This window comes from Nocardia caishijiensis NBRC 108228, assembly GCF_001612825.1.
GTDB classification, from domain to species: domain Bacteria; phylum Actinomycetota; class Actinomycetes; order Mycobacteriales; family Mycobacteriaceae; genus Nocardia; species Nocardia caishijiensis.
In genome coordinates this window covers 137,553-162,538 of the sequence record NZ_BDBE01000025.1, presented here as the reverse complement: position 1 = coordinate 162,538, position 24,986 = coordinate 137,553, and the positions used below count along the sequence as shown (strand labels likewise).

Annotated in this window: 27 protein-coding genes; 13 read left to right on the top strand and 14 right to left on the bottom strand. The window is 69.4% G+C overall.

Going from position 1 to position 24,986, the window contains the following annotated elements; genetic code table 11:
• Positions 1 to 29 precede the first annotated feature (29 nt).
• Both NC7_RS07615 and dapA read right to left on the bottom strand, forming a co-directional pair.
• Complete coding sequence (locus tag NC7_RS07615) at positions 30 to 2,078, bottom strand: ribonuclease J (RefSeq protein WP_067980758.1); 2,049 nt, start codon at positions 2,076 to 2,078, stop codon at positions 30 to 32.
• The gene (gene dapA, locus NC7_RS07610) at positions 2,075 to 2,983 is read right to left on the bottom strand and encodes a 4-hydroxy-tetrahydrodipicolinate synthase (protein ID WP_067980756.1); all 909 of its coding nucleotides are present in this window, start codon (positions 2,981 to 2,983) and stop codon (positions 2,075 to 2,077) included. Before dapA ends, NC7_RS07615 begins: the two co-directional genes overlap by 4 nt.
• Positions 2,984 to 3,097: 114 nt before the next feature.
• Here dapA and NC7_RS07605 point away from each other — a divergent pair, with 114 nt between their 5' ends.
• Positions 3,098 to 3,535, top strand: coding sequence for a hypothetical protein (locus tag NC7_RS07605; RefSeq protein WP_067980754.1), 438 nt, complete (start codon positions 3,098 to 3,100; stop codon positions 3,533 to 3,535).
• 11 nt (positions 3,536 to 3,546) lie between these two features.
• Here the strand turns inward: NC7_RS07605 and NC7_RS07600 are convergent, their stop codons facing one another.
• From NC7_RS07600 to NC7_RS07565, 8 genes are all read right to left on the bottom strand, one after another.
• Positions 3,547 to 4,746, bottom strand: a complete 1,200-nt coding sequence (locus NC7_RS07600; RefSeq protein WP_067980753.1) for a winged helix-turn-helix domain-containing protein — start codon at positions 4,744 to 4,746, stop codon at positions 3,547 to 3,549.
• Positions 4,747 to 4,782: 36 nt separating this feature from the next.
• Entirely contained in the window at positions 4,783 to 5,808 is a 1,026-nt protein-coding gene (locus NC7_RS07595) for a DUF8320 family protein (RefSeq protein ID WP_067980751.1), read from the bottom strand.
• Positions 5,801 to 7,015 (bottom strand): sensor histidine kinase, encoded by a 1,215-nt coding sequence (locus tag NC7_RS07590; RefSeq protein WP_067980749.1) that lies wholly within the window; start codon positions 7,013 to 7,015, stop codon positions 5,801 to 5,803. Before NC7_RS07590 ends, NC7_RS07595 begins: the two co-directional genes overlap by 8 nt.
• Positions 7,012 to 7,704: a DNA-binding response regulator gene (locus NC7_RS07585; RefSeq protein ID WP_067980747.1), complete on the bottom strand. Its 693-nt coding sequence runs from the start codon at positions 7,702 to 7,704 to the stop codon at positions 7,012 to 7,014. The genes NC7_RS07590 and NC7_RS07585 overlap by 4 nt, the downstream gene beginning before the upstream one ends.
• An 87-nt stretch (positions 7,705 to 7,791) precedes the next feature.
• Positions 7,792 to 8,244 carry a flavodoxin family protein gene (locus NC7_RS07580; protein ID WP_067980745.1) on the bottom strand — a complete coding sequence of 151 codons (453 nt, stop codon included), beginning with the start codon at positions 8,242 to 8,244 and terminating at the stop codon, positions 7,792 to 7,794.
• A gap of 3 nt (positions 8,245 to 8,247) precedes the next feature.
• Entirely contained in the window at positions 8,248 to 8,703 is a 456-nt protein-coding gene (locus NC7_RS07575; RefSeq protein ID WP_236573363.1) for a hypothetical protein, read from the bottom strand.
• Between the two features lie 41 nt (positions 8,704 to 8,744).
• Entirely contained in the window at positions 8,745 to 9,491 is a 747-nt protein-coding gene (dapB, locus tag NC7_RS07570; protein WP_067980743.1) for a 4-hydroxy-tetrahydrodipicolinate reductase, read from the bottom strand.
• A 70-nt stretch (positions 9,492 to 9,561) separates the two neighbouring features.
• Positions 9,562 to 10,668: a zinc-binding dehydrogenase gene (locus tag NC7_RS07565; protein ID WP_067980741.1), complete on the bottom strand. Its 1,107-nt coding sequence runs from the start codon at positions 10,666 to 10,668 to the stop codon at positions 9,562 to 9,564.
• Positions 10,669 to 10,803: 135 nt separating this feature from the next.
• On the opposite strand from NC7_RS07565, the gene NC7_RS07560 reads away from it, so the two are divergent.
• Positions 10,804 to 11,199, top strand: a complete 396-nt coding sequence (locus NC7_RS07560) for a VOC family protein (protein WP_067981250.1) — start codon at positions 10,804 to 10,806, stop codon at positions 11,197 to 11,199.
• Between the two features lie 53 nt (positions 11,200 to 11,252).
• On the opposite strand, the gene NC7_RS07555 is transcribed toward NC7_RS07560, so the two are convergent.
• Positions 11,253 to 12,452, bottom strand: a complete 1,200-nt coding sequence (locus NC7_RS07555) for an MFS transporter (protein WP_067980740.1) — start codon at positions 12,450 to 12,452, stop codon at positions 11,253 to 11,255.
• Between the two features lie 92 nt (positions 12,453 to 12,544).
• On the opposite strand from NC7_RS07555, the gene NC7_RS07550 reads away from it, so the two are divergent.
• Positions 12,545 to 12,877: an ArsR/SmtB family transcription factor gene (locus tag NC7_RS07550; RefSeq protein WP_067980738.1), complete on the top strand. Its 333-nt coding sequence runs from the start codon at positions 12,545 to 12,547 to the stop codon at positions 12,875 to 12,877.
• Between the two features lie 87 nt (positions 12,878 to 12,964).
• Here the strand turns inward: NC7_RS07550 and NC7_RS07545 are convergent, their stop codons facing one another.
• Positions 12,965 to 14,470, bottom strand: a complete 1,506-nt coding sequence (locus NC7_RS07545) for a tetratricopeptide repeat protein (RefSeq protein ID WP_067980736.1) — start codon at positions 14,468 to 14,470, stop codon at positions 12,965 to 12,967.
• Positions 14,471 to 14,528: 58 nt separating this feature from the next.
• Entirely contained in the window at positions 14,529 to 15,302 is a 774-nt protein-coding gene (locus tag NC7_RS07540; protein WP_236573366.1) for a response regulator, read from the bottom strand.
• A gap of 101 nt (positions 15,303 to 15,403) precedes the next feature.
• On the opposite strand from NC7_RS07540, the gene NC7_RS07535 reads away from it, so the two are divergent.
• The 4 genes from NC7_RS07535 to NC7_RS07520 all read left to right on the top strand — a co-directional run bounded on the left by NC7_RS07535 (position 15,404) and on the right by NC7_RS07520 (position 18,906).
• Positions 15,404 to 16,315, top strand: coding sequence for an ATP-binding cassette domain-containing protein (locus NC7_RS07535; RefSeq protein ID WP_067981248.1), 912 nt, complete (start codon positions 15,404 to 15,406; stop codon positions 16,313 to 16,315).
• Positions 16,312 to 17,118 carry an ABC-2 transporter permease family protein gene (locus NC7_RS28985; RefSeq protein WP_067980735.1) on the top strand — a complete coding sequence of 269 codons (807 nt, stop codon included), beginning with the start codon at positions 16,312 to 16,314 and terminating at the stop codon, positions 17,116 to 17,118. Before NC7_RS07535 ends, NC7_RS28985 begins: the two co-directional genes overlap by 4 nt.
• A 1-nt stretch (position 17,119) precedes the next feature.
• Positions 17,120 to 18,112, top strand: a complete 993-nt coding sequence (locus NC7_RS07525; protein ID WP_201449871.1) for an LLM class F420-dependent oxidoreductase — start codon at positions 17,120 to 17,122, stop codon at positions 18,110 to 18,112.
• A 170-nt stretch (positions 18,113 to 18,282) separates the two neighbouring features.
• Positions 18,283 to 18,906, top strand: a complete 624-nt coding sequence (locus tag NC7_RS07520) for a PadR family transcriptional regulator (RefSeq protein WP_067980731.1) — start codon at positions 18,283 to 18,285, stop codon at positions 18,904 to 18,906.
• Here NC7_RS07520 and fabD read toward each other — a convergent pair.
• Entirely contained in the window at positions 18,825 to 19,799 is a 975-nt protein-coding gene (fabD, locus tag NC7_RS07515; RefSeq protein WP_067980729.1) for an ACP S-malonyltransferase, read from the bottom strand. The two genes, NC7_RS07520 and fabD, sit on opposite strands and share 82 nt — an antisense overlap.
• A gap of 491 nt (positions 19,800 to 20,290) precedes the next feature.
• Here fabD and NC7_RS07510 point away from each other — a divergent pair, with 491 nt between their 5' ends.
• Genes NC7_RS07510 through NC7_RS07485 form a run of 6 tightly spaced genes read left to right on the top strand, consistent with a single transcriptional unit; the run spans position 20,291 to position 24,966 of the window.
• A complete protein-coding gene (locus tag NC7_RS07510; protein WP_067980728.1) occupies positions 20,291 to 21,085 on the top strand; it encodes an SDR family NAD(P)-dependent oxidoreductase in 795 nt (264 codons plus the stop codon).
• Positions 21,086 to 21,138: 53 nt separating this feature from the next.
• A complete protein-coding gene (locus NC7_RS07505; protein WP_157101878.1) occupies positions 21,139 to 21,537 on the top strand; it encodes an acyl carrier protein in 399 nt (132 codons plus the stop codon).
• Between the two features lie 3 nt (positions 21,538 to 21,540).
• Entirely contained in the window at positions 21,541 to 21,981 is a 441-nt protein-coding gene (locus NC7_RS07500; RefSeq protein ID WP_067980723.1) for a hotdog family protein, read from the top strand.
• A 2-nt stretch (positions 21,982 to 21,983) separates the two neighbouring features.
• A complete protein-coding gene (locus NC7_RS07495; RefSeq protein ID WP_067980721.1) occupies positions 21,984 to 23,237 on the top strand; it encodes a beta-ketoacyl-[acyl-carrier-protein] synthase family protein in 1,254 nt (417 codons plus the stop codon).
• A complete protein-coding gene (locus NC7_RS07490; RefSeq protein WP_084458130.1) occupies positions 23,234 to 23,701 on the top strand; it encodes a 3-hydroxyacyl-ACP dehydratase FabZ family protein in 468 nt (155 codons plus the stop codon). Before NC7_RS07495 ends, NC7_RS07490 begins: the two co-directional genes overlap by 4 nt.
• A complete protein-coding gene (locus NC7_RS07485) occupies positions 23,698 to 24,966 on the top strand; it encodes a beta-ketoacyl-[acyl-carrier-protein] synthase family protein (protein WP_067980719.1) in 1,269 nt (422 codons plus the stop codon). Before NC7_RS07490 ends, NC7_RS07485 begins: the two co-directional genes overlap by 4 nt.
• Positions 24,967 to 24,986: the final 20 nt, after the last annotated feature.

Here is a 24,986-nt window from a genome sequence, read left to right as displayed (position 1 = left end):
AACGTCACCCGGCGGTTTTCGTGTGTGGGTCAGACGCCGATGACCGTGGGCACGATCATCGGACGGCGACGGTAGGTGTCGGCGACCCAGCGCCCGACCACCCGGCGCACGCCCTGGGCGATGCGGTGGGTGTCGGTGATGCCCTCGCCCGCCAGGCGCAGCAGCTCGGCCTCGACCAGTTCGTTCGCGCCGTCGAGCGCGGTGGGGTCGTCGGAGAAGCCACGCCCGTTGATCTCGGGGGTGCTCACCGCCTTGCCCGTGGTGGCGTCGATGACGATGGCGATCGAGATGAAACCGCCCTCGCCGAGGACCAGACGGTCCGACAGGGTCGACTCGCCGACGTCACCGACGGAGAGGCCGTCGACGTAGACGTGCCCGACCGGGACCCGGCCGACGATGGAGGCGATGCCGTCGACCAGGTCGACCACGACGCCGTCCTCGGCGAGCACCACCCGCTCCTCGGGCACACCGGTCGCCACCGCGAGCGCGGCATTGGCGCGCAGGTGCCGCCATTCGCCGTGCACCGGCATGGCGTTGGTCGGGCGCACCGCGTTGTACAGGTACAGCAGCTCACCGGCCGAGGCGTGCCCGGAGACGTGCACCTTGGCGCTCTGCTGGGTGATGACCGTGGCGCCGAGCCGGGCCAGGCCGTTGACCACGGCGAACACCGAGTTCTCGTTGCCGGGGATCAGTGAGGACGCCAGCACGATGAGGTCGTCGGCGCGGATGTTGATCTGGCGGTGGTCGCCGCGGGCCATCCGTGCCAGCGCCGAGAGCGGTTCGCCCTGGGAACCGGTGGAGATCAGCACCAGGCGGTTGCCGGGCAGGTTCGCGGCCTGATCCATCTCGACCACGACATTGTCGGGCACCGAGAGGTAGCCCAGGTCCTGGGCGATCTGCATGTTGCGCACCATCGAGCGACCGACGAAACACACCTTGCGGTTGTGCTTCTGGGCCACGTCGACCACCTGCTGGATGCGGTGCACATGGCTGGCGAACGATGCGACGATCACCCGGTTGCGGGCCTTGCCGATCACATTGTCGAGCACCCCGCCGATCTCGCGTTCGGGGGTGACGAAGCCGGGGACCTCGGCATTGGTCGAGTCGACCAGGAACAGGTCGACGCCCTCGTCGCCCAGGCGGGAGAACCCGGCCAGGTCGGTGAGGCGGCCGTCCAGCGGCAGCTGGTCGAGCTTGATGTCGCCGGTGTGCAGCACCACGCCCGCCGGGGTGCGGATGGCCACGGCCAGCGCGTCGGGGATGGAGTGGTTGACCGCGAAGTACTCGAGCTCGAACGGCCCGTGCACGGTGGTCTCGCCCTCGGCGACCTCGCGCAGCCGGGGCTGCAGGCGGTGCTCGCGGGCCTTGGCCGCGACCAGGGCCAGGGTGAACTTGGCGCCGATCACCGGGATGTCGGGGCGCATGCGCAGCAGGAACGGCACCGCGCCGATGTGGTCCTCGTGGCCGTGCGTGAGCACGATCGCCTCGATGTCGTCCATCCGGTCCTCGATGGGCCGGAAATCGGGCAGGATCAGGTCGACGCCGGGCTGCTGGTCCTCGGGGAACAGCACACCGCAGTCGACGATCAGCAGCTTGCCGTTGTATTCGAAAACGGTCATGTTGCGGCCGATTTCGCCGATGCCGCCGAGCGCGAACACGCGCAGCCCGTTCTTGGGCAGCTTGGGCGGCAGACCCAGTTTGTCCTGGGCGGCCTTCTCGCGCGGCTCGGCCTGCGCGTCACCGCGACCTCGGCCACCCTGCCTGCCCCGGCCACCGCCGCCACCGCGGCGGTTCGGCTGCTGGGCGGCGGCCTGCTCGGCGGGCTTGGCCTTGGCGCGACGCGAGGTGGTCTTCTTGGCGGGTGTGCGCTCCTGGGCGATCTCGAGCGCCTCGGGCGCCGACTCGGCCTCGGCCGTCAGTTCCGCCTCGGCGGCGATCTCGGCGACCGGCTCGACCGCGGGCGGAGCCGCCACCGACTTCTCGGCGACCGGCGTGGTTTCGGCCGGGGTGGGTTCCGGCGCACCCGCGGGACGCGACGCGGCCCGGCGGCGGGGCTTGCGACCAGTGGGTTCGGTCACGAGGTCACCCCCGCGGCTTGCAGATCCAGTGCCAGCTCGTCGAGCTGAGCCGGTGTCGGCATCAGCTGCGGCAACCGTGGTTCACCCACGTCGATCCCGAGCAATTGCAGTCCTCCCTTACACATCGCCACACCTCCCAGGCGGGTCATGGCCGCGTACAGCGGCAGCAGTGTCGCGTTGAGCTCCCTGGCCCGAGCCACCTCACCGGCCGTGTAGGCCTGGTGGATCTCGCGCAGGCGTTCGGGCACCAGATGCCCGATCACACTGATGAATCCGACAGCACCCACCGAGAGCCAGGGCAGATTGAGCCCGTCGTCACCGGAGTAGAACGCCAGTCCGGTGCTCGAGATGAGATCGGCACCGGAGACGAGGTCGCCCTTGGCGTCCTTCACGGCGACGATGTTCGGATGCTCGGACAGATATCGGATCGTGTCGATGGCGATCGGCACCACCGACCGCGGTGGAATGTCGTAGAGCGTCACCGGCAGCGACGTGGCGTCGGCGACCGCGGTGAAGTGCGCGATCAGCCCCTCCTGCGTCGGCCGGGAGTAGTAGGGGGTCACCACGAGCAGGGCGTGCGCGCCCGCGTTCTCGGCGGCGCGCGAGAGCTCGATGGAGTGCGCGGTGTCGTAGGTGCCCGCACCGGCCATGACGGTGGCGCGGTCGCCGACGGCGTCGACGACGGCACGCAGCAGGTCGACCTTCTCCGATTCGGTGGTGGTCGGCGACTCACCGGTGGTGCCCGAGACGACGAGCAGATCGACGCCGCGATCGACCAGGCGCGCGGCCAGCGCCACCCCGGCGTCCACGTCGAGCTTGCCCGCAGCGCTGAAGGGGGTCACCATCGCGACACCTACCGTGCCGGATGCGTGCAGCTCCGTGGGCGTCGATTCACCGTTCGTCATGGTCAGAAAGGCTACCCGGTCGGCTCGAGCGCCTCGACACCCTAGCGGCCGAAGTCGCGGCCGGTAGTGGTCTTCTTCCTTGCGTGATGTCATCCATGACGTCATGATGATGTCATGGATCTGAACGCTCACACCGCGCGGCTGCGCGAGGAACTGCTCGCCGCCGCGGCTCTCGGCGACGAGAAAACGCAGGCCACCGCCGCCGCCCTGGCCGCAGCGGTGGAGAGCTCGCACCGGCTGGTGCTGCTGTCGGCGCTGTCGGAACTGGCCGCCGAGATCAGCACCGAGCTCGGTGACCGCACCGTGCACGTGCGGCTCGACGGCACCGACGTCGTGGCCGACGTGCGCAAGAACACGTCCGGCGACGACAGCGAACCGCCGACCTTCGAGGAGATGACCGGCGACATCAGCCGGGTCACCCTGCGTCTGGTCGAACAGCTCAAGTCCCGCGCCGAGGAGGCGGCCCAGCAGAACGGGCAGTCACTGAACTCGTGGCTCTCGGGTGCGGTCACCGGCGCGTTGCGCGATCAGATGCGCGGACAGAAGTGGTGACGCGCACCCGTTCATAACAGCGGGGCCAGGTCGCCGCGGTCGCCGATCACCACCTCGTCGAGTTCGAGCCAGTCCGCCATCTCCCGCAGCGCGCCGCGCAGGGCGTGGGCGGTCTCGGCGGTGGCGTGGCCTGGCTCGGCGAACGCGGCGGGCACGAGCAGGCGCCCGGTCGCGCGTTCGGCGCGCAGGTCGACCCGGCCGACGAGCTTGCCGTCGAGCAGGAACGGGAACACGTAGTACCCGTGCACCCGTTGGGGTTCGGGGGTGTAGATCTCGATGCGGTAGTGGAAGTCGAAGATCCGCTGGGTGCGCGGGCGGAAGAAGATCAGCGGGTCGAACGGGCACAGCAGGGCCGACCCCGTGATCCGGCGCGGGGTGCTCGCCTCCGGGTGCAGGTAGGCCGGTGCGTCCCAGCCGTCGACATCGACCGGCACGAGTTCGCCCGCGTCGACGAGTTCGGCGATGGCGGGTGCGCTCTGGCGTCGGTTGAGACGGTAGTAGTCGCGCAGGTCGGGTTCGGTGGCGACGCCGAGGGCTCGGCTCGCGCGACGCACCAGTTCGCGCACCGCATCGGCTTCGGCGACCTCGCGCGCGCGGACGTCGGCGGGCACGACGCGCTCGGTGAGGTCGTAGTGGCGGGTGAAGCCGACCCGGCGCGCGGTGGACAACTCCCCCGCGGCGAACAGCTGCTCGCAGACCAGCTTGGTGTCGCTGAGGTTCCACCAGCTGCCCTTGGCCCTCGGCTTGTCGAGTTCGAGGTGGCGTTCGATCTCCCGCGCGCTGGCCGCGCCGACCTCGGTGACGACGTCGAGGATGTCCTTGCCCAGCGTCGGGTTGCGTTCGGCCGCCTTGCGCATGCCCGCCCAGCGGCCGTGCTCGTATTCGGCCATCCGCCACCGCATCAGCGGCCAGTCGGCGACGGGGATGAGCGCGGCCTCGTGCGCCCAGTACTCGACGAGACCACGCCGGGCCCGTGGGCTGTCGCTCCAGGCGGCGCCGTCGAGCAGGGCGCGGTCGTAGGGGCCGATCCGGCTGAACACCGGCGCGTAGTGGGCGCGGACCACCGCCGAGACCGAATCCAGTTGCAGCAGACGGGTTCTGGCCACCACATCGAGAATCGCCCGCCGCTTGGGGTTGGCCGGACGGCGTTTGCCGAAACCCTGGGCGGCCAGCGCGATCCGCCGGGCCGCCGCCGCATTCATCCGCTGCATGCCATCACCCTGGCACAGGGGTACGACAGGTTCGGGTCAGGTGGAAACCCGCACCTCACCGGCGGTGTCGATCTCGACCCGTCGGTCGCCGTCGGGTCCGGCGGCCAACACGGTCGCCACCCAGCGTCGGCCGATGGGCAGCACCCGCACGGTCACGGTGCCGGCCACGGCCGCGTCGAGCGCCTCCACGGCGGCCTCGATCACGTTGCGCCGCACCCATTCCGGGACTCCACGGAACCCGCCGTCGTCGAGCAGAGTCACTTCGACACCGCGCGCCCGCGCGCCCCGGGCGGCGGCGCTGAGACGTTCGGTGACCAGTTCCGGCGCGCGCAAACCGTCGCGCAGTTCGGCTTCCAGCAGGCGGCACTGTTCGCGTTCGGCGTCGGTGAGTTCGCGCCCCTCGGCGATGCGGGTCAGGATCGGCCCGGCCACCTGGTCGAGCCGGACCAGCTGACGGTCGCGCTCGGCGGTCGCCGCGTGCAGCGCCGCCTCGGTGGCGGCGCGCAGATTCGCCTGCGACCCCAGTTCGCGCAGCGAACGCTGGGTGGGCCGCACGATGGCCATGAACACCGTCACCGCGCCGACCGTGGCGACCGGGGTCAACGCGCGCACCACCGTTTCGGCGTGCCAGTCGGTGAAGACCCCGAGCGTCATGAGCACCGACGCGGCCGCGGCGACCCCGAGCCAGGCCGCGCCCACCCGCCCGCGCAGGATGAGCATCGCCAGCAGATACGACGTGGGGTAGGCCGTCCACAGCTGATTGGAGAAGCCCGACGGGTTCTGTACCCACGGCACGGTGAGCGCCATGGCCATCGGTCCGGCGGCCGCGACGAACACCGTCGGCGGCCAGGGCAGCGGGTCCATCGGAAAGACCAGCACCACCAGCGCGGCCGCCGCCATCAGCAGGAGCGCGGCCGTGGCGGCCAGCGGTGGGGCGACGCCGAAGTTCACCCGCAGGTGCATCACGATGGTCGCTTCGAAGATGACGACGAACAGCCAGGCGGTGCCGTCGCTGAGGCCGAACAGGTCGCGCATCCCGAACGGCAGGTCCCGCTCAGCCATCGCTGGCCCACACCAGGGTGACAACGGTCCCCGCGCCGGGCGCGGACTCGACGAACGCCGCACCGCCCGCGAGGGTGCGCATGCGGGCCAGGATGCTGCCCGCGATGCCCATCCGGTCGGCGGGCACCCGGGCCGGGTCGAATCCGACGCCGTCGTCGGTGAGCACCACCCGGATGCCACCGGTCGCGATGGTGACCGACAACCCACGCCGAACAGGCCGACCCGGGGCGCCCGCGTGGCGCAAGCTGTTGCGTACCGCCTCCATGAGAGCCGCGCCGAGCACCCGCGCCGACTCCACGGGCAGGCACAGGTCGGCGCCGCGGGAGGAAACCCGCACGGGCAGTTCGGGATCCACCTCGCGCACCGCGTCGCGCAGGAACTCGACCGTGGCGGCGGCGTCGAAGTGGTCGACCTCGGGGGCGTTGCGTGACTGTTCGAGCTGTTCGAGGGTGCGCGCGGCCTGACGGCGCAGCACGGCGGTCGACCCGGCGCTGCGGGAGGCCTCGAGCAGGGTCGACAGCACCGCGTCGTGGATGAGTGCGGCGAAGCGGGCACCCTCGCGTTCTCGGGCCGTGGTCGCCGCGACGGTGGCGGCACGGACCCGTTGCCGGATGGCCTCCCGGTCGACACGTTCGGCGGCGGCCCGCGCGTACACCACGCACCACAGGAACAGCGCGGCCACACCGAGCGCCCGGGTGATGTCGCCCACCAGCGTCCATACCGAACTCCCCGGGATCACCAGCACATTCGAGATCGCCGCCACCGTCGCCAGCAGCGCGACGAAAACCGCCGCCACCCGGCGCGGCCAGGCCAGCCCCGCCGCCAGCGCGCCGACGGCCAGCCCACGGTAGGGCCAGGACGCGAAGGAACCGATGTAGGTCACCGAGTACAGCAGCGGTGTCACCGCCGCCGCCGCGAGATAGACCACCGCGGCCGCCCCGGCCGCGCGCCGGATCGCGCGCACCGGACCACGCGCCGACACGATCGCCAGTACCGCGAACAGCAGATAGGCCGACACGAGATGGATCTCGGGCCAGCGGGCGAGGTACACCGGCTGCACCAGTACCGCGGGCAGTTCGAGGGTCATCACCATCAGCGCACCGATCCCGATGACCACCCCCAGTCTGCGCAGGATCTGCTCGGTCGCCGCGTGCGAGAGGTCGATCTCGGCGGCGGGTGCGGGCGCGGCGGCGACCGCGGTGCTCACGTGCGCTGCTGCCTCTCCGGCACGGGCAGCCACCCGTCCTCGACGGCCCGTTTGTACAGGTCGGTCTTGGTCGGCGCGGGGCGGCCGGCGTCGGCGTACTTCTGTCGGATGCGGCCGAGGTAGTCGTTGACCGTCTGTTCGGACAGTCCTGTCAGCCTGGCCACGCGCGAGGCCTTCTCGCCCGAGGCGTAGAGCATGAGCACTTCCTCCTGGCGCGGGCTCAGGCCCACGTCGGACAGCTGCGGGTCGCCGTCGATGGCGGCGGCCCAGTCGGTGGTGACCACCTGTTCGCCGGAGGCGGCGCGGCGAACGGCGTCGACCACGGTGGCCGCACCCTCGGACTTGCGCAGCACCCCCAGCACACCGGCCTTGGCGGCCGAACGGACGAGGAAGGCGTTGTCGGCGCCGGTGAACACCAGCACCTCGATACCGCGCTCGCGCAGCGCGGTGACGTTGTCCTCGGGGCTCGACCCGTCGGGCAGGCGCAGGTCGAGCACGACCAGGTCGAGGTCGTCGGTATCGGCGAGCAGACCCGCGACGGTCTCGGCGGTGGCGACCAGTTCCAGGTCGGGTTCCGGGCCGAGCATGGCGGCCAACCCGATCGCCACCGATTCGTGGTCCTCGACCAGCCCGATCCGTCGCACCGTCTGCACCTCGGTCACCGACCACTCCCCATCTCGAACACCCATCCGCGGCCAGCCCGCAACACGTCGGAGTCGAGTTCTACCGTATCGGCGGCCGTGATGTCAGCCACCAGAATTCGGGGCGAACCCCGCTCACCCCATCAGACCTGCGGCGATGGTGGCGCCGAGCTCCCAGCAACGCTCCAGTTCGGCCTTGCCCGGCGGCCCCGACACCACCACCGGCGCGGCCGCCCGCGTCCACCCGAGCCCGGTGGTGATCCGCTCGACGCTCGCCTCGGCACCCTCGGTGCCCTCGTTGCCGTGCAGGTACAGGCCGTAGGGGCGACCGCGCGTCGAGTCGAGGCACGGGTAGTAGATGGTGTCGAAGGCGTGTTTGAGGGCGCCGCTCATGTAGCCGAGGTTGGCTGGAGTGCCGAGCAGGTAGCCGTCGGCCGCCAGCACGTCGACGGCGGTGACGGCAAGTGCGGCTCGGCGCACCACTTCCACGCCCTCGATCTCCGGGTCGGTCGCCCCGGACAGGACCGCTTCGAACATCGCCTGGGTGTGCGGCGAGGGGGTGTGGTGGACGATGAGCAACCGGGCCATGAGCTACTTTCCGTCGCGTTCCAGTTTCTCGAGTGCCACCGCGCGACGCATGGTCTCGCGGGCGCGGGTGCGGTCACCGGCGTAGTCGTAGGCGCGGGCCAACCGGTAGGAACTGCGCCAATTGTCCGGGTCGGCTTCCCATTCGGTCTTGATCTCGGCGAACAGGGCGTCGGCCGCGTCGCGTTCGATGCGGCCGGACGGGCGGCGTGGCAGCCGGGAGGTGTCGACCTCGCGCCCCTCCTCGTGGATGCGACGAGCCAGCCGCTGATGATCGAGGGCCGCCCGCAAGGTGGTCCACACGATCCACACGCCGACGATCGGCAGCAGCAGCATGCCGATGCCGATCGCGATGCCCGCCGGTTTGCCGTCGGCGATGTAGGCGATGGCAAGGCCACCGAGCCGCACGAAGTAGAACACCAGCGCCAGCACCAGGAAGGCAACCAGCGCAACGGTTTTCACGACCTGACGGTTCGGCTCGGCCTGAGTCACCGGATCGGCGCTCACAAGTCGAGGAACGGGTCGAGTCCGACGGTGAGGCCCGGCCGCCCGGCGATCTCGCGCACCCCGAGCAGCACACCGGGCGCGAAGGAGCTGCGGTCGATGGAGTCGTGGCGGATGGTCAGGGTCTCGCCCTGGGTACCGAAGAGCACCTCCTGGTGGGCGACGAGCCCGGCCAGGCGCACCGAGTGCACCCGCACTCCGTCGACGTCGGCGCCACGCGCACCCGCGAGTTCGGCGGTCGTCGCGTCGGGGCTGCGGCCCACGCCCGCCTCGTCGCGGGCGGCGGCGATGAGGGCCGCCGTGCGGTAGGCGGTGCCCGAGGGCGCGTCGGCCTTGTTCGGGTGGTGCAGTTCGATGACCTCGACCGACTCGAAGAACCGGGCCGCCTGCTCGGCGAACCGCATCGAGAGCACCGCGCCGATGGCGAAGTTCGGGGCGATCAGCACACCGACCTCGGGACGCTGCGCCAACCAGCCACGCACCTCGGCCAGCCGCGCCTCGTCGAAGCCGGTGGTGCCGACCACGGCGTGGATGCCGTTCTCGATCAGGAACTTCAGGTTGCCCATCACCACGTCGGGGTGGGTGAAATCGACGACGACCTGGGTGCCGGTCTCGGTGAACGTCTCCAGTGCGTCACCCTTGTCGACCTGGGCGACCAGCTCCAGGTCGGCCGCCGCCTCCGCCGCCGCGCAGATGGCCTGTCCGACCTTGCCGCGTGCTCCGAGCACTCCGACCCGTGTGGTCACCGCATCTCCTCGTCATCGTTTCCGCTTGTCCGCAAGCCTAACGAGCACGGGACGGCCGGGGGCGTCGAGGTCAGTCGAAGACGATCACCTGCCGCAGCGCGGCACCGGCGGCGAGTTCGTCCATGGCCTCGTTCACCGCATCGAGTCCGATACGCGCCGACACGAGCCGTTCCAGCGGCAGTTTCCCGGCGCGCCACCTGCGCACGTACTCGGGGATGTCGCGGGCGGGCACGGCCGAGCCGAGGTAGCTGCCGATGATGGTCCGACCCTGGGCCACCAACGCGAGCGGGGAGATCGTGGCGGTGGCCTCGGGTGCGGGCAGGCCGACCGTCACCGTGACACCACCGGGTGCCGTCGCGGCGACGGCGGTCTCGAAGGCGCGCACGTTGCCCGCCGCCTCGATCACCACGTCGGCATTCACCCCCTTGTCGGCGATCTCGGCCGGGGTGAAGGCGGCGGTGGCGCCGAATTCGCGTGCCAGCGCGAGCTTTTCGGGCACCGTGTCGACGGCGATCACCTCGCCGAGACCGAGCGACACCGCGACCAGCACCGCCGCCATCCCGACGCCGCCGAGACCGACCACCAGGATCCGATCGCCCGCACCCGGTTTCGCGGCGTTGAGCAGCGCACCGCCGCCGGTGAGGACCGCGCAGCCGAGCACGGCGGCGACCTCCGATGGTACGTCGTCGTCGACCGGGACCACCGACCGTCGATCCACCACGGCGTGTGTGGCGAATCCGGAAACTCCCAGGTGGTGGTGCACTTCCTCGCCGTCGCGACGCAGCCGCCGACCACCGCCGAGCAGCTCGCCCGCGTTGTTGGCGACACTGCCGGGCCCGCACGGCGTGCGACCGTTGCCGGCGCAGCCCGCGCAATCGCCGCAGCGCGGCAGGAAGGTCATCACCACGCGCTGTCCCACCGCCACGTCGTCGACGCCGGGACCGACCGCTTCGACGATGCCTGCCGCCTCGTGCCCGAGCAGCATCGGCACCGGGCGCACCCGGTTGCCGTCGACCACCGACAGGTCCGAGTGACACAGCCCGGCCGCCTCGATCCGCACCAGCAACTCGCCGTCACCCGGCCCCGTCAGCTCCAGTTCGCACACGGTGATCGGCCGCGACGCGGCGAACGGCGCCGGATCGGCGACACGGTCGAGAACGGCTCCACGAATCCTCATGGCGCGAACCTACCGCGCCACCGGTATTGCCGGGCCGGGGATTCGGCGTTAATGTCGTTTCCGGTGACGGTGCTCCTGTCGGCCGCCTTGTACCGAGCCCAGGGTCGGCGCCGTCACGAACCAAGGAGAAATCCCCTGTCAGTTCAGTTCAATCACACCATTGTCGGATGTCAGGACAATAGGGAAACCGCCGAATTCTGGGCGGACATCCTCGGGTTGGACATAGGAAAAGAGTGGGGGCCGTTCATTCCCCTCCCACTCGACAACGGCGTCACCTTCGATTTCGCGAAGGTGCCACCGTTCATTTCCGAGATCCAGCCGCAGCATTACGCGTTCCTCGTCACCGAGGCCGAGTTCGACGCGGCATACGCCAAGATCCAGCGGTACAAGCTGGACCATTGGGCCGACCCGCAGCAGCACGGCGTCAACGAGATCAATCACAACGACGGGGGCCGAGGTGTGTATTTCCTCGATCCCAACGGCCATTTCATGGAACTGATCACCGTGCCCTACGGCGGTTGGCCGACATAAGTCGCGCGACCCTGTTCGGCTCGTGTTCCGCACGGGCCGAACAGGGCACGTCGTCAGGCTTGTGTTCGTTTTCCGCGCAATCCGAGCAGTGCGGCCAGGACACAGGCCACCGCGACGATCACGATGAACCACGGGAATACCGTCGCGATTCCCCACGTGGTCGCCGCCCAGCCCGCCGCGAGAGTCGGCAATGCCATCGACGAGTAGGCGAGCAGGTAATAGGCCGACATCGTCTCACCGCGCCGATGCGGCGGCACCACCTCCGACAGATGGCGCAGCGAACCGCCGAAGCCGAGCCCGAAGGTGCCGCCGAGGACGAGTCCCGCGATCAGCACGGCCACAGGCTGTTTCGTTGCCAGCGCCGGAATGGTGGCGACCAGCGCGGCGGCCATGCCGAGGTCACCCATGATCGCGGCCTTGCGCGCGGGAATGCGGGTGGCGAACAACTGGACGACGGCCGCGGCCAGCGCGGTCGAGGCCACGACCACCCCACCGAAGACGAGATTGTGCACGCCGGTCTCCGCGGCGGCCAGCGACGGGTACAGCGACAGCAGCACACCCAAGACCGACCAGGCCGCCATCACCCCGATCGCGGAGAACCAGAAATCGGCCCTGATCTCCTGCGGCACAGCGGGTTTCGCGATCGTGATGCGCCCCTTCACGCGGGCGGTGTGCGGCTCGCGCAGGGCCAGGATGCCCGCGGCGGCGGCAAGGCAGACCACCGCTATCACCACATAGGGCGTGCGCAGCGGCGAGGGCGCGTACTGCGCGAGCACGGCGGTGCCGAGCACCGCGACCGCGATGCCGACATTGAACGCCACACCACTGAGCTGACCGGATCGCGCGCCCCGCTCGGGCCGCAGATCCAGCAGCGCGGCGGCGCCCGCCACCACGGTGGCACCGACCGCCGCGCCGTGCAGCGCTCGCGCCAGCAACAGCATCGGCACCGAGTCGGCGAGCAGGAAGGCCACCAGCCCGAGGATCATGGTCGCGAAGGCGCCGACGATCACCGGTTTGCGCCCGACCACATCCGAGACGCGACCCGACACCAGTACCGCGCCGAGCGCGGCCACGGCGTACACGGCGAACACCATCGTCGTGGTGAACGGCGAGAGGTGCCATTCGGTTTCGTAGATTCCGTACAGCGGAGCGGGCGCCCCGGAGACACCGAGTGCCACCCCGGTGGCGGCGAGCACCAGCCCGTACGCCCACCGCTGACCGGTCTCGGTCGGCACCATCGTTGTCGCTGCCATCGCAGCCCCCATCAGGTGAGTTTGATAACCATCGAACGGGGCCGACCCTACGCCGAGTATGATGACTGTCAAACCCCGGAGTGAGGTAGATCATGACGCAGGCTAAGGATCTCCCCGCGGCGCCGACCCTGCCCGTGGCGGAACTGCCCGCCGTCCTCGGCGCGCTGCACGACCCCGTCCGCCTGGAAATGGTGCGCCGCCTGAGCAACGCGGGCGGCCCCCTGCGTTGCGCGGCGCTCTACGACGCGATCAACAAATCCACCGCGACCCACCATTTCAAGATCCTGCGCGAGGCGGGCCTCATCGAACGCCTCATCCTCGACGGCCAGACGTATCAGCGTCTGCGCACCGAAGACGTCGACGCCGCCGTCCCCGGCCTGCTCCCCGCGATCGTCGCCGCCGCCAACAGCGCCGCCGACAACTGACGAACGACGGTCACCACTCCTCGTGGCCGGTCACCGGAACCTCAGCTGTCTCCGCGGCCGTGTGGCGCCGCGGACAGCCTGCCGCTGTCACCGGGTCGGGGCCACGGTCGGCGCCACCGTGACAGTCGGTGGCACCACCAGTGTCGGAACTCGCAGCGTCGGGATAGTCGGGAACTCCCTCGGCGAGATCGTCGGCGGTGCGGGCACATTCACGAACTCGCGGCCCCGCATCTCGCCGTCGACGATCTCACCGCTACCCCACCACACGGCCGCACCCGTCCCGGTCAGCAGCGCACACACGATCGCCGCCATCGCGGGCAGTCTGCGAAATCCCGCTCGCCCGCGCCAGATTCCGATTCCGGCCTCCAGCACGAGCGTGAACAGAATCGCCCCGACCACGGCCAGCACGGCACCGAACACAGCAGGCTGACGCACGAATCCCCGCGCGAGACCGGCGATCACGACCAGCGGCACCACGACCGCACCGTGCACGAGGACCTGCGAGAACGCGAAGTCGAAACCGTCTTCCGGGTCGGGATCGTCACGCCCTGGTCGCAACCACGCCGTGTAGAGCACCAGATGCGCGAGCGCGGCCCCGACCACGCCGAGCACCAGCATCCAGCTCCCGAGCCGGACGAATCCCACATACTCCGACCGCATCGCGACAGCACCGACGACGACACCGAACGCCGAACCGGCCGTCACCAGCAGCGCGAGCACGACGCGCGGCCGCACCACCCGCGCCCGCAGATACCCTGCGGGTAGTTGCCTGCGCAGCTTGTGGAACACCCCGAACCAGGCCAGCGGAATCGCCGCCAGCAGCACCGGTGACAGCATCCGGAGCAAGAGCGGCGGCGCCCACATCGCGGCGGTGGCGTAGCAGCCCGCGAAGAACCACACCCAGGCCGCGAGCCGCATCAGCGCGCGCCAGTGCACCTCGGCGAGCAGCCGTCCGGCCGCACGGTCGGTCGGTGCCTGGGCGAGCAGCCCGCGCAGCGTCGCCACCGCCGACCCCCGGCCACCGTCGACACCGCCGAACTCCAGTCGCGCCTGCATGCGGAGCAGGTCGGTGTGTGTCGGGTCGAGCAGCAGCCCCGCGCCGACATGCCGCCGGAGCCCCTCGGCGTCGCCGAGACGCTCGTAGATCTCGGCGGCCGAACAGTGGACGCCCGCGTCGTCGGGCGCGAGTTCGACGGCTTCGCTCAGGAGTGTGACGGCCCGACCGCTGTCATCGGACGGGCCGAAGACGAGCATCCACGCCGCGAGCAGCAGTGCCGCGGGCTCGTGGGGCAGCAACCGTAGGACGGTCTCGCTGTGTTCGCGCGCCCGCGTCCACTCGCCGAGCATCGCCGAGGACATGGCGGCCAGCATCTGCGCTTCGGGCAGGTGCGGGTCGGCGCCGATCGCGCGCCCCGCACAGCGCCACGCGTCCTGCGGGTCGTCGAGAGCGAACGCCGTGTTCCCCAGTGCGACAAGAAGTTCCGGATCGTCCGGGGCCTGCGCCAGCACGGCACCGAGGATGCCGCGCGCCTCCTCGGCCCGTCCGATTTCCAGAGCTATCCGCGCGCGTTCGAGCGCCGCCCGCACCGGCACGACAATTCCCCTCCCCTAGCGTTTCCCCCGTGCACCCTACTGGCGGCGACCGCCGCGGTCACAGCGGACTGACCAGCCGCGTCTCGTAGGCGTAGATCGCCGCTTGGGTCCGGTCGCGCAACTGCAGCTTGTCCAGAATCCGCCCGACGTGGGTCTTGACCGTCTGTTCGGAAATCACCATCTCCCCGGCGATCTCGGCGTTCGACAGCCCGCGCGCGATCAGCACCAGCACCTCGGTCTCGCGGGCGGTGAGGCCCACCGCCTTCTCGCCCGACCGGACCGCTTGACCCTGCCTGGCGAATTCCGCCAGTAGGCGCCTGGTGACCGACGGGGCGAGCAGCGCCTCCCCGGTGGCGACCACCCGCACCGCGTCACCGAGCGAGCGGGCCGAGGACTCCTTCAGCAGGAACCCGGAGGCGCCCGCGCGCAGGGCGGCGTACACGTAGGCGTCGAGGTCGAAGGTGGTGAGCACGATCACCTTGGTCGACCCGGCGGCGGTGATGACGCGGGTGGCCTCGATCCCGTCGCACACCGGCATCCGCACATCCATCAGCACCACGTCGGGGCGCAGCCGCTCGGTCTCGCGGACCGCCTGCTCCCCGTCGGCCACCTGGCCGACCACGTCGATGTCGGGCTGGGCGTCCAGCAGCACGCTCAGCCCCTCGCGCACCAGCTCCTGGTCGTCGGCGATCAGTACCCGGATATTCGTCGGCACTGCACCGTGCGCCTGGTCTTGGTTGTCCGACAACGGAATTCGCCCCTCTGTGCGGACGGCGCGGTAGGCGCCGAACCGATCCGAATCACCCTGCGACATCAGCGTAATCGCCGCCACGCGTTCGCACCCGACGCCACCGCATCCCTCTCGAGGACTACCCGCGCAGTTGGCTCCCGGGATGGATGTGGCCGAAACCCCTGCTCCATACGCTCGAAAGCATGATCCAAGCACGTAACTTGACCAAGTTCTACGGCAGGACTCGCGCCATCGACGACCTGAGCTTCACCGTCGAACCAGGTCGGGTCACAGGGTTCCTCGGCCCCAACGGTTCGGGTAAGTCGACCGCCATGCGCTGCATACTCGGCCTCGACACCCCGACCTCCGGGACGGCGACGGTGCTCGGCCAGGACTATCGCGACCTCCGCTTCCCACTGCACACCGTCGGCGCCCTGCTCGATGCGAGCGATGTACTCGGCTCGCGCACCGCCGCTTACCATCTGGCCTTCCTCGCGGCGAGCAACGGCATCCCACGCAGCCGGGTCGACGAGGTGCTCGAGCGGGTGGGGCTCGCCGATGTGGCCGGGATGCGGGTGAAGGGCTTCTCGCTCGGCATGCGCCAGCGCCTCGGGGTGGCGGCCGCCCTGCTCGGCGACCCCGCCGTGCTGATCCTCGACGAACCCGTCAACGGTCTGGACACCGAGGGCATCCGCTGGATCCGCCAGACCCTGCGCGCGATGGCCGACGAGGGCCGCACGGTGTTGTTGTCGAGCCACATGATGAGCGAGACCGAGCTGGTCGCCGATCACCTGCTGGTGATCAGCCGGGGCACCATCGTCGCCGACGAACCGACCGTCGACTTCGTCGCCCGCAACGCCGAACCCCGGGTGCGGGTACGGGGTGCGGAGCTGAACCGGCTGGCCGCCCTGCTCGGCGATCACCTCGAGATCCGGGGCGACACCGGGACCGTGCGCGGGGTGACCTCGCGCGAGGTCTGGCGCCTGGCGGCCACCCACGACATCGCCCTCGACGAGTTGACGCCGGTCACCGCGTCGGTCGAAGAGGTCTTCACCCGGCTGGTCTCCGGTCGGCATACCTTCCAGGACAGCGCAACACTGCAGGAGTCGGCATGAGTACCACGATCGAGACCAGTACCTCCGTCGCACCGAACCGGTCGGCCTCGCCGGGGGAGGTGATGCGGTTCCAGGTGATCTCCGAGTTGATCAAGATCCGGTCGTCGCGGGCCCTGTTCCTGCTGCCGATGCTGGCATTGCTGATCGGGCCGGTGTCCGCGGCGCTGGTCGGCCTGTCCAACAGCCTGGAAGCCGCCGACACCGTCATCGGCGGCGCGTTCACCGCCATGACCTTGCCCATCGCGCTCATCGGGGCGTGGGGCGCGCTGGTCACCTCCACCGAGTACACCTCGGGCACCATCCGCTCGGTCCTCGCGGCGACACCGCAACGCGATGTCGTGTTCGGGGCCAAGGTGCTCACCGTGACCGCCGTGAGCACCGCGCTCGGCGTCTCGGCGACCGCGCTCACCTATCTGGTCGGCGTCCTCGCCATCGACGGCACGAAATACGCCGCGGGCGACGCGTTCCCGGGGCTGCTCGGGATCGTCTGCGTGTTCCCGGCGGTGGCGCTGTTCGGCGCGGCGCTCGGCATTCTCATGCGGAGTTCGGCGGGTGCGGTCGCCGCGGCGACCGCGCACGTGGTGCTGCCCGAGGCCGCGTCGGCGACGGCGTTCGGCGAGCTGCACAAGCTGGCGACGCTGCAGGCACCGAGCGCCGTGGTCGGCAAGCTCTCCCAGAGCGCCGACGCCTCGGCCGAACTCATCGGCGCGCTCGGCGGCTGGCCCCGCCTGGCGATCGTCGTCACCGTGACCCTCGGCGTGTCGGCACTCGCCCGCCGCGCCCTGCTTCGAAGGGATGTCTGACATGTCCGTACCCACCGGTCGGGGCATCGTGCGCCTCGGTTTCCAGATGCCCGACTTCAATTTCGGCGCCCCGGTCGAGGAGCTCTTCCCCGCCGTCGTCGCGCAGGCGCAGGCGGCGGAGAAGGCCGGATTCGACACCCTGTTCCTGACCGACCACTTCTATCAGCGCTTCGGCCCGCCGAACGGCCCGACGCTAGAGGCCTACACCCTGCTCGGCGCGATCGCCGCCGTCACCGAGACCATCCGTCTGTCCACCATGGTGACCGGCAACACCTACCGCAATCCGGCGCTGCTCGCCAAGATGGTGACCACGCTCGACGTGATCAGCCGAGGACGGGCGATGCTCGGTATCGGCGCGGGCTGGTTCGAGCTCGAACACCTCGCCTACGGTTACGAATTCGGCACCTTCACCGACCGGTTCACCAAGCTCGACGAAGCGCTGCGGATCATCGCGCCGATGTTCCGTGGCGAGCGCCCGACCTTCGAGGGCAGCTGGTACCGCGTCGCGAACGCCATCAACGAACCACGCCTGCGTGACGACGTGCCGATCATGCTCGGTGGTGCGGGCGAGAAGAAGACCTTCGCCCTGGCGGCTCGTCACGCGGACCATCTCAGCATCGGCTGCGAGACCGACGAATTGCCGCGCAAGATGGTCGCCCTCGCCCAGCGCTGCGAGGAAGCCGGGCGTGATCGCTCGACCCTCGATGTGAGCTACCTCGCCTTCGTGGTGATGGACGAGAGCGCCGATCGCGCCGAGCAGCTCATCGACGACATGTTCGCCGCGCGTGTGGGCGAACGGGCGAAGGTCGAACGGGTGCGGGCGTCGATGGCGGGCAAGTTGTTCGTCGGGACTCCGAAGCAGGTCGCCGAGCAGATCTCCGAGCGCGTGCTCGTCCACGGGGTCGATGGCCTCATCATCAACATGGTCGCCAACGGCCATCATCCCGGCGTGCTCGAGCTGGCGGGTGAGACGCTGAAACCGCTGGTCTCCTGAGCATTCGTCTGCCGTGCGACCGCCTCGTCGCACGGCAGACGACTGTCCGCAGCCGTTGACAGCCAATAGTCCGAAATGTATAGTGCGGTTCGCAATATGCGGCCCCAATAATGAAACATGCCTGTTTCTCACACAGGGTGTTGTCACCCGATACCAGAGGAGTGAGCTGCTTGGCCGACCGGAAGCTCAGCCCGACGTCCTATCTGGTCCTCAGCTTGGTCGCCCGCACCGGACCCTGCACGCCGTTCGACATCAAGAAGCAGGTCGATCGCTCGATCGGATTCTTCTGGTCGTTCCCCCATTCCCAGATCTACGCCGAGCCCGAACGCCTCGTCGAAGAAGGGCTGTTGTCCGGCTATCAGGAGACCACCGGTCGACGCAGGCGGATCTACTCCATCACCGAGGCGGGCCGGGCCGAACTCGAGGACTGGCTCACCACCGGCCAGGACAAGCGCACCCACGAGTTGCGCGACAGCGGACTGCTCAAGCTGTACTTCGGCAGCCTGTCCTCCCCCGACGACGTGGTCGAGGTCGCCGCCGGGGAGAAGCAGGCACATCAGAAACGGCTCGATCGCTATCTCGCCGCCCATGATTCACTGTCCGGCGATCCGGCCACCGATTCCCACGAGCTGCTGGTGCTCGAGTTCGGTATCCGCTACGAAGCGCTGTCGGTCGAATTCTGGGGTGAGATCGAACAGCGCCGGGCCGCGGTTCAGCCCACCGCCTCGGCGGGCAACACCCCGCCCACCTCCTCGGCCACCGCGCGGATGCGGCGCCGGTCTCCCGCGGAATAGTTCGCCACCTCGGGGTAGGCGCGTTTGCACAGGCCGGTGAGCACCCGGCCAGGGCCGACCTCCACGAACGCGTCGACGCCGAATTCCCGGACAGCGCGCAGGCTTTGACTCCAGCGCACCGAACCGGCGAGCTGTGCCCGTAGCCCCGCGCGTGCCTGCTCCCCCGTGTGCACCCGAGCCGCGGTGACATTCGCCACGAGCGGGATCACCGGATCGGCGAAGTGGACCTCAGCGAGGTCGAGGGCGAACTCGGCTTCGACCGGAGCCATCAACGAACTGTGGAAGGGCGCCCCGACCGCGAGCCGCTTCACCTTCGCCCCCTCGACGCCGAGTCGAGTTGCACTGGCCGTGAATTCGGTCACACCGGCCACCGTTCCGGACACCACGGTCTGATCTTCGGCGTTGTAGTTGGCGACCTCGACGACGGCTCCGGTCTGGTCACGCACCTCGGCACAGAGACGCTCGACCGTCTCGCTCGACAACCCGAGAGCCGCCGCCATCGCACCGGGATTCGTCTCGTTGACGCGGGCCATCAGCTCGCCGCGCCGCCGAACCAGGCGCAGCGCGTCGGTCCAGTCCAGCACGCCCGCCGCCACGAGCGCGGTGTACTCACCCAGGCTGTGCCCGGCGACGACCACCGGGGCGGGAACCAGTTCGGCCAGCACGCGGTAGGCGGCCAGGCTGGCGACGAAGATCGCAGGCTGGGTGATGTCGGTGCGCGCGAGCAGGTTCTCCGGCCCGGTCCAGCACAGTTCCGACAGCGCGAAGCCGAGCACCTCGTCGGCGGTCCGGAACAGCGGCGCGACGAGGTCCGGGTAGGCCTGCGCCAGGTCGTGGCCCATTCCGACCCGTTGCGAGCCCTGGCCGGGAAACAGGAATGCGGTGGATGTCATGCGATTCTTCTCCTGAATTGAGAACAGGTAGCAACCTGGACAGGTGTCAAAGACATCTGCCGGTACCACCCGTGGAATTCCGCTCGGACGGCGAGCCCCGTCGCTCGATTCTGCGCGCAGCCGGACCGGAGTTCAAGATGCGCCTGTTTGGTATACCGCGAAGCATATCTCGGTCACATCTCCGACCGGTCGGTATTCGACATCGATCCACGCCACGATGAATTCATTGTTAACGGCGCATCTATTCTGTCTTTCCCGCGCAAATATTGCCTGCACCCGAGCCCAAGAAATTTCTAGCTAGCGCCGCGCAACAGCACGTGCTAAGAGGGCACCAATGCGGCAATAGCCAACAGCTATTATGGCGCAAATCACACCTACGGCGGTTGCACCTGGGGTTTAACTCCCGGATCATCGGTTTCGGAAAGTGTGGATGAGATCGTCCGAACCGGACCATCGAGCCCCTTTCGAGCTGACCCCTGGGGAGGTACTTGATGTCAGCAATTCACACCGGACGGGTCGCACTCGTGACCGGCGGATCAGGTGGAATAGGGCGCGCGGTATGCCACCGCCTCGCCGCCGAAGGCGCCATTGTCGCGGTGAACTACTTTCGCGGCGAGCAGGCCGCCAAGGAAGTGGTCACCGAAATAGAGAACAACGGTGGAAAGGCCGTCTCGATTCAGGGAGATATCTCCTCGTACAGCGCTGCCGAGTCGATTGTCGAGCAGGTTCTGGAATTCGCCGGGAAACTCGACATCCTCGTCAACAATTCCGGCATCACGCGCAATGAATTGATCATGAAAATGTCGGAGAGCGATTGGCTCGAGGTCATGCGGGTCAACTTCGGTGGCGTGTTCAACGGCACGCGGGCGGCCTGTGGCGCGCTCGCCCAGAGCGACGGCGCGGCGATCGTCAACATCTCCTCGGTGATGGGCGAACGGGCCTGGTTCGGCGCGTCCAGTTACGCGGCGTCCAAGGCGGCGATCAACTCGTTCACCCGGGCGTCGGCACTCGAGTTCGCCCGCTTCGGCATCCGCGTCAACGCGGTGCTGCCAGGGTTCGTCGAGACCGAGATGATCGCCGACGTCCTCAGTGGTGACGGCGGCGACACGGTCATCGGCCAGGTGCCCATCTCGGGCGCCACCACCGTCGACGAGGTAGCCGACCTGGTCTCCTACCTCGCCGCGCCGGGCAACCGGCATCTGTCCGGTGCGCTCGTCCCGGTCGACGGCATGGTCGCGGGCACGCTACTGACCGGCAAACCGCTGAAGAAGACCGCGCGCCGCTAGCCCGACACCGCGCTCCAGCCCGATCAGACCACTTCCAGATGGAGAGAACCAGCATGTCCGAAATCAGCGTTATCGATACCGTCCGCGAAATCGTCGCCGAGGCAGTCGCTTTGGACATCGACGAGGTCGAAGCCGATGCCACCCTGTTCGGTGAGGTCGGCGCCGAGTCGATCGACCTGCTCGACATTCTTTTCCGAATCGAACGCCGCCTCGGCGTCAAGATCACGACCACCCAGCTGAGCGAGCGAATCCAGGGCGGCATCCCGGACGAGCAATTCGGCACCGACGACGGAATGGTCTCCGATCTCGGGCTCGAACAGTTGCACACGGTGATGCCCCAGATCGATCCGGCCGAACTGAGCGGCAAGCTCGGCGCCGAGGACGTGATGGGTCTGTTCACCGTGCGCAATCTCGCGGACATGGTGTCCAAACACACCGTCGCGGCGAGTTGAGGCATGAGGTTCCATCTCGTCGACCGCATCGACACCATCGAGCCCTGGGCTCGTGTCGAGGCGGTCAAGCGGACGAGTTCGAGTGAGAGTTACTGGTCGACAACGGCTTTCGGCCAGCTGATGCCGTTGCCGATCCAGCTGGAAGTACTCGCCCAGAGTTTGGCGTGGCTGATCTATCTCAGCACCGATCGCAAGCATCGGGCGGTACTGCTGTCGGTTGGTTCCATGACCACCCGAGCCGCCATCGTTCCCGGCGACGACGTGGTCGCCTCGGTGGAGATCGTGTCCAGGGGCGACACCATCGTGGCCGCGGGCCGACTGTCGGTCGACGACAGCGTCGTCTTCGAGGTCGACGACCTGATGTGCGGCCTGGTCGACGCCGACATGCTCGAGGACGCGGCATCGGTGCGGCTGCGCGAAGAACTACTGCGAAGCGGGGTCTGATCATGAACAACGAGGTCGTCATCACCGGTATCGGGGCCGTCACCCCGGTGGGCAACACCGCGCCGGACACCTGGTCGGCGCTGGCCGCCGGACGCAGCGGGGTGGGCCGGATCGAGACCTTCGATCCGAGCACCTTCGAGGTCCAGATCGCGGGCATGGTCCGAGATTTCACGCCAGCGCCGGAACTGTTGACCACCCAGCGCTGGGATCTGCTCAGCCGTTCGGGTGGGTTCGGCGTCGTCGCCGCGGCCCAGGCGCTGGCGCAGGCGGGCACCATCGCCGCCCACGACGAGGCGGCACGCGGCGTCTTCGTCGGCGGCCACGTCGGCAGGCCCGAGGCACAGGAGTTCGCCGAGATCGGGCTCACCCGCCGCACCAGCGACGGTGCGGTGATCCATCGCCGCGGCACCGACAGCACGTGGCGCTGCGATCAGGGTGTCGACCTGATGGCCATCGCCGAGGTCGGACGCTGCCGTGGCCCGATCAGCGGGATCAGCACCGCGTGCACCTCGGCGACCCACGCCATCGGGGAGGCGGTGCGCCGCATCCAGGCGGGCGAGATCACCCTGGCCGTCGCAGGCGGCCAGGACTCGCTCACCACCTGGCTCGATGTCGCCGGATTCTCCCTGCTCGGCGCGCTCACCACGCGCTACAACGACAACCCGACCCAGGCGTCCAAGCCGTTCGACGCCGACCGCGACGGTTTCGTGCTCGGTGAGGGCTCGGTGCTGCTGGTCCTGGAGGAGCGGCGGGTGGCCGAGGCGCGCGGTGCGCGGATCCTGGCGCGGATCACCGGCTACGCCTCGACGATGAACGCCTACCGGATCACCGATTCACCGCCCGACGGCGGCGGATCGATCACCGCCATGGCCGCCGCGCTGGCCGACGCCGGGGTGGCGGGCACCGAGGTGGACTGTGTCTACGCGCACGGGACGAGCACACCGGGCAACGACGTCTCCGAAACCGCGGCGATCAAGCAGGTCTTCGGTGCGCACGCCAACGAGTTGCTGGTCACCTCACCGAAGTCCATGACCGGGCATCTCACCGCAGGCGCGGGTGCGCTCAACGTGCTCGCCGCCCTCGGTGGCATCACCGAGGGCGTGGTCTCGCCGACCATCAACTACACGCACCCGGACCCGAAGCTCGATCTGGACTACGTCCCGAACGAGGCGAGGAAGGCCGATGTGTCGGTGGCGCTGGTCAATTCGTTCGCCTTCGGCGGCACCAACGCCTCACTCGTTGTGCAGGCGCCATGAGTTCGCCGACCGTATCGAGCACGGACATCGTCGCCGGGTCGCCGGTGCCGCCCGACGCCCTGGCCGAGGCGGGCGGCCTGCGCCTGGACCGCGTCGTCGAGCTGCGGCCGGGCCACGGTGCGAGCGCCCTGGCGAACGTGCCGAACACTCTGCCGGTGTTCGACACCCATTTCCAGCGGTTCCCGGTGCTGCCCGGTGTGCTCATGCTGCACGGCATGGCGAACCTGGCCGACCTGTTGCTCGGCCGCGACGGCGGCCGGTGGCGGCTCACCGGCGCGCGACGGGTGCAGTTCCGCCACTACGTGCGCCCCGGCGACCAGTTGCACGTCGCGGTCGACATCCGCGAACTCGACGGCACCGCGGCGCGCCTGACCGGGCGCATCACGCGGGCGGGCGCGGTGGTCGTCCTCGCGCGTGAGCTCACCATGACCCGTGACGCGGGTCCAGAGAGGGAAATCTCATGAATCGCGTTGTCATCAGCGGCATCGGTGTGGTGTCGCCCCTGGGTACCGGATTCGACCGGACCTGGAAGGAACTGGTGGCCGGGCGCAGCGCCGTGCACCGGATCACCGCCTACGACCCCACCTCCCTGCGCACCCAGTTCGGCGCCGAGATCACTGATTTCGACGCGAAACCCTTTGTCCGCAACCGCAAGTCGCTTCGCTTGATGACGCGCGCCAACCAGCTCGCGCACGCCGCGGTCCGGCTGGCCACCGAGGAGGCGCGCATCGACCCGGCCACCTCGGGCAACGACGCGGTCGGTGTCTTCCTCGCCAGCGAGAACCAGATCTCCGACCCGCTGCACATCCTCGACGCCACCGTCGAGGCCTGCGGTCCCGACGGCCGGATCGACCCGACCCGGCTCGGCCACGAGGCCGCCCGCATGTACCCGCTGTTCTTCGTCGAAGGACTGCCTTCGGCCGAATTGTTCTTCCTCTCCGAGGAATTCGGCTTCGCCGGGCCGAGCGCGTTCCTGTCCGGCGCGGCCGACGCGGGCATCAGCGCGCTCGGCAACGCCTATCGGGCCATCGCGCGTGGCGAGACCACGGTCGCTGTCGCGGGCGGCTTCGACGACGGTGTCTCCTGGTGGTGCATGTCGAAGCTGGACCGGCTCGACCTGCTCACCGACCGCAACGAGCCAGGGGCGGTGCGCCCGTACGACCGTGACGCCACCGGAACCGTGCTCGGCGAAGGCGCCTGCATGCTCGTGCTGGAGAACTACGACACCGCCGTGGCGCGCGGAATCGAACCGTACGCGGAGATCGTCGGTTTCGGCGGCGGCTCGGATCCGGTCACACCCGGCGAGATCTGGGGCGACGGCACCGGGCTGCGCAATGCCCTGGCCTCGGCGATGCGCGAGGCGGGTGTCGTAGGCACCGACATCGGCTATGTGGCCGCCGACGGCGCGGCGGTGGTCCGCGCGGATCTGGCCGAGACGCGGGCACTGCGCGCCGCGCTCGGTGCCGGGGCCGACACCGTCGCGGCGAGCAGTGTGCAACCCGCGCTCGGCCAATTGCTCTCCGCCGCAGGCCCGTTGAACGTCGCGCTGGCGGCGATGGCGCTGCGCGAGGGCACCGTGGCGCCGACCTTGAATCTGTCGACCGCAGCACCGCAGTGCGACCTGGACTGGGTGCCCGCAACGGCCCGCGAACTGCGCGCGGACCACAGCCTCGCGCTGGGCCGAGGGCTGTCGGGCCAGGCGGCGGCGCTGGCTCTGCGGCGCCTGTAGAGCTCGCTGATCCACGAACA

Coding starts and splice junctions, on each gene's coding strand:
- NC7_RS07605 (WP_067980754.1), top strand. CDS start 3,098: ATGGATCTGAACGCTCACACCGCGCGGCTGCGCGAGGAACTGCTCGCC.
- dapA (WP_067980756.1), bottom strand. CDS start 2,983: ATGACGAACGGTGAATCGACGCCCACGGAGCTGCACGCATCCGGCACG.
- NC7_RS07535 (WP_067981248.1), top strand. CDS start 15,404: ATGATCCAAGCACGTAACTTGACCAAGTTCTACGGCAGGACTCGCGCC.
- fabD (WP_067980729.1), bottom strand. CDS start 19,799: ATGACATCCACCGCATTCCTGTTTCCCGGCCAGGGCTCGCAACGGGTC.
- NC7_RS07510 (WP_067980728.1), top strand. CDS start 20,291: ATGTCAGCAATTCACACCGGACGGGTCGCACTCGTGACCGGCGGATCA.
- NC7_RS07550 (WP_067980738.1), top strand. CDS start 12,545: ATGACGCAGGCTAAGGATCTCCCCGCGGCGCCGACCCTGCCCGTGGCG.
- NC7_RS07600 (WP_067980753.1), bottom strand. CDS start 4,746: ATGCAGCGGATGAATGCGGCGGCGGCCCGGCGGATCGCGCTGGCCGCC.
- NC7_RS07500 (WP_067980723.1), top strand. CDS start 21,541: ATGAGGTTCCATCTCGTCGACCGCATCGACACCATCGAGCCCTGGGCT.
- NC7_RS07495 (WP_067980721.1), top strand. CDS start 21,984: ATGAACAACGAGGTCGTCATCACCGGTATCGGGGCCGTCACCCCGGTG.
- NC7_RS07580 (WP_067980745.1), bottom strand. CDS start 8,244: ATGGCCCGGTTGCTCATCGTCCACCACACCCCCTCGCCGCACACCCAG.
- NC7_RS07565 (WP_067980741.1), bottom strand. CDS start 10,668: ATGAGGATTCGTGGAGCCGTTCTCGACCGTGTCGCCGATCCGGCGCCG.
- NC7_RS07490 (WP_084458130.1), top strand. CDS start 23,234: ATGAGTTCGCCGACCGTATCGAGCACGGACATCGTCGCCGGGTCGCCG.
- NC7_RS07585 (WP_067980747.1), bottom strand. CDS start 7,704: ATGGGTGTTCGAGATGGGGAGTGGTCGGTGACCGAGGTGCAGACGGTG.
- NC7_RS07485 (WP_067980719.1), top strand. CDS start 23,698: ATGAATCGCGTTGTCATCAGCGGCATCGGTGTGGTGTCGCCCCTGGGT.
- NC7_RS07525 (WP_201449871.1), top strand. CDS start 17,120: ATGTCCGTACCCACCGGTCGGGGCATCGTGCGCCTCGGTTTCCAGATG.
- NC7_RS07595 (WP_067980751.1), bottom strand. CDS start 5,808: ATGGCTGAGCGGGACCTGCCGTTCGGGATGCGCGACCTGTTCGGCCTC.
- NC7_RS07555 (WP_067980740.1), bottom strand. CDS start 12,452: ATGGCAGCGACAACGATGGTGCCGACCGAGACCGGTCAGCGGTGGGCG.
- NC7_RS28985 (WP_067980735.1), top strand. CDS start 16,312: ATGAGTACCACGATCGAGACCAGTACCTCCGTCGCACCGAACCGGTCG.
- NC7_RS07505 (WP_157101878.1), top strand. CDS start 21,139: ATGTCCGAAATCAGCGTTATCGATACCGTCCGCGAAATCGTCGCCGAG.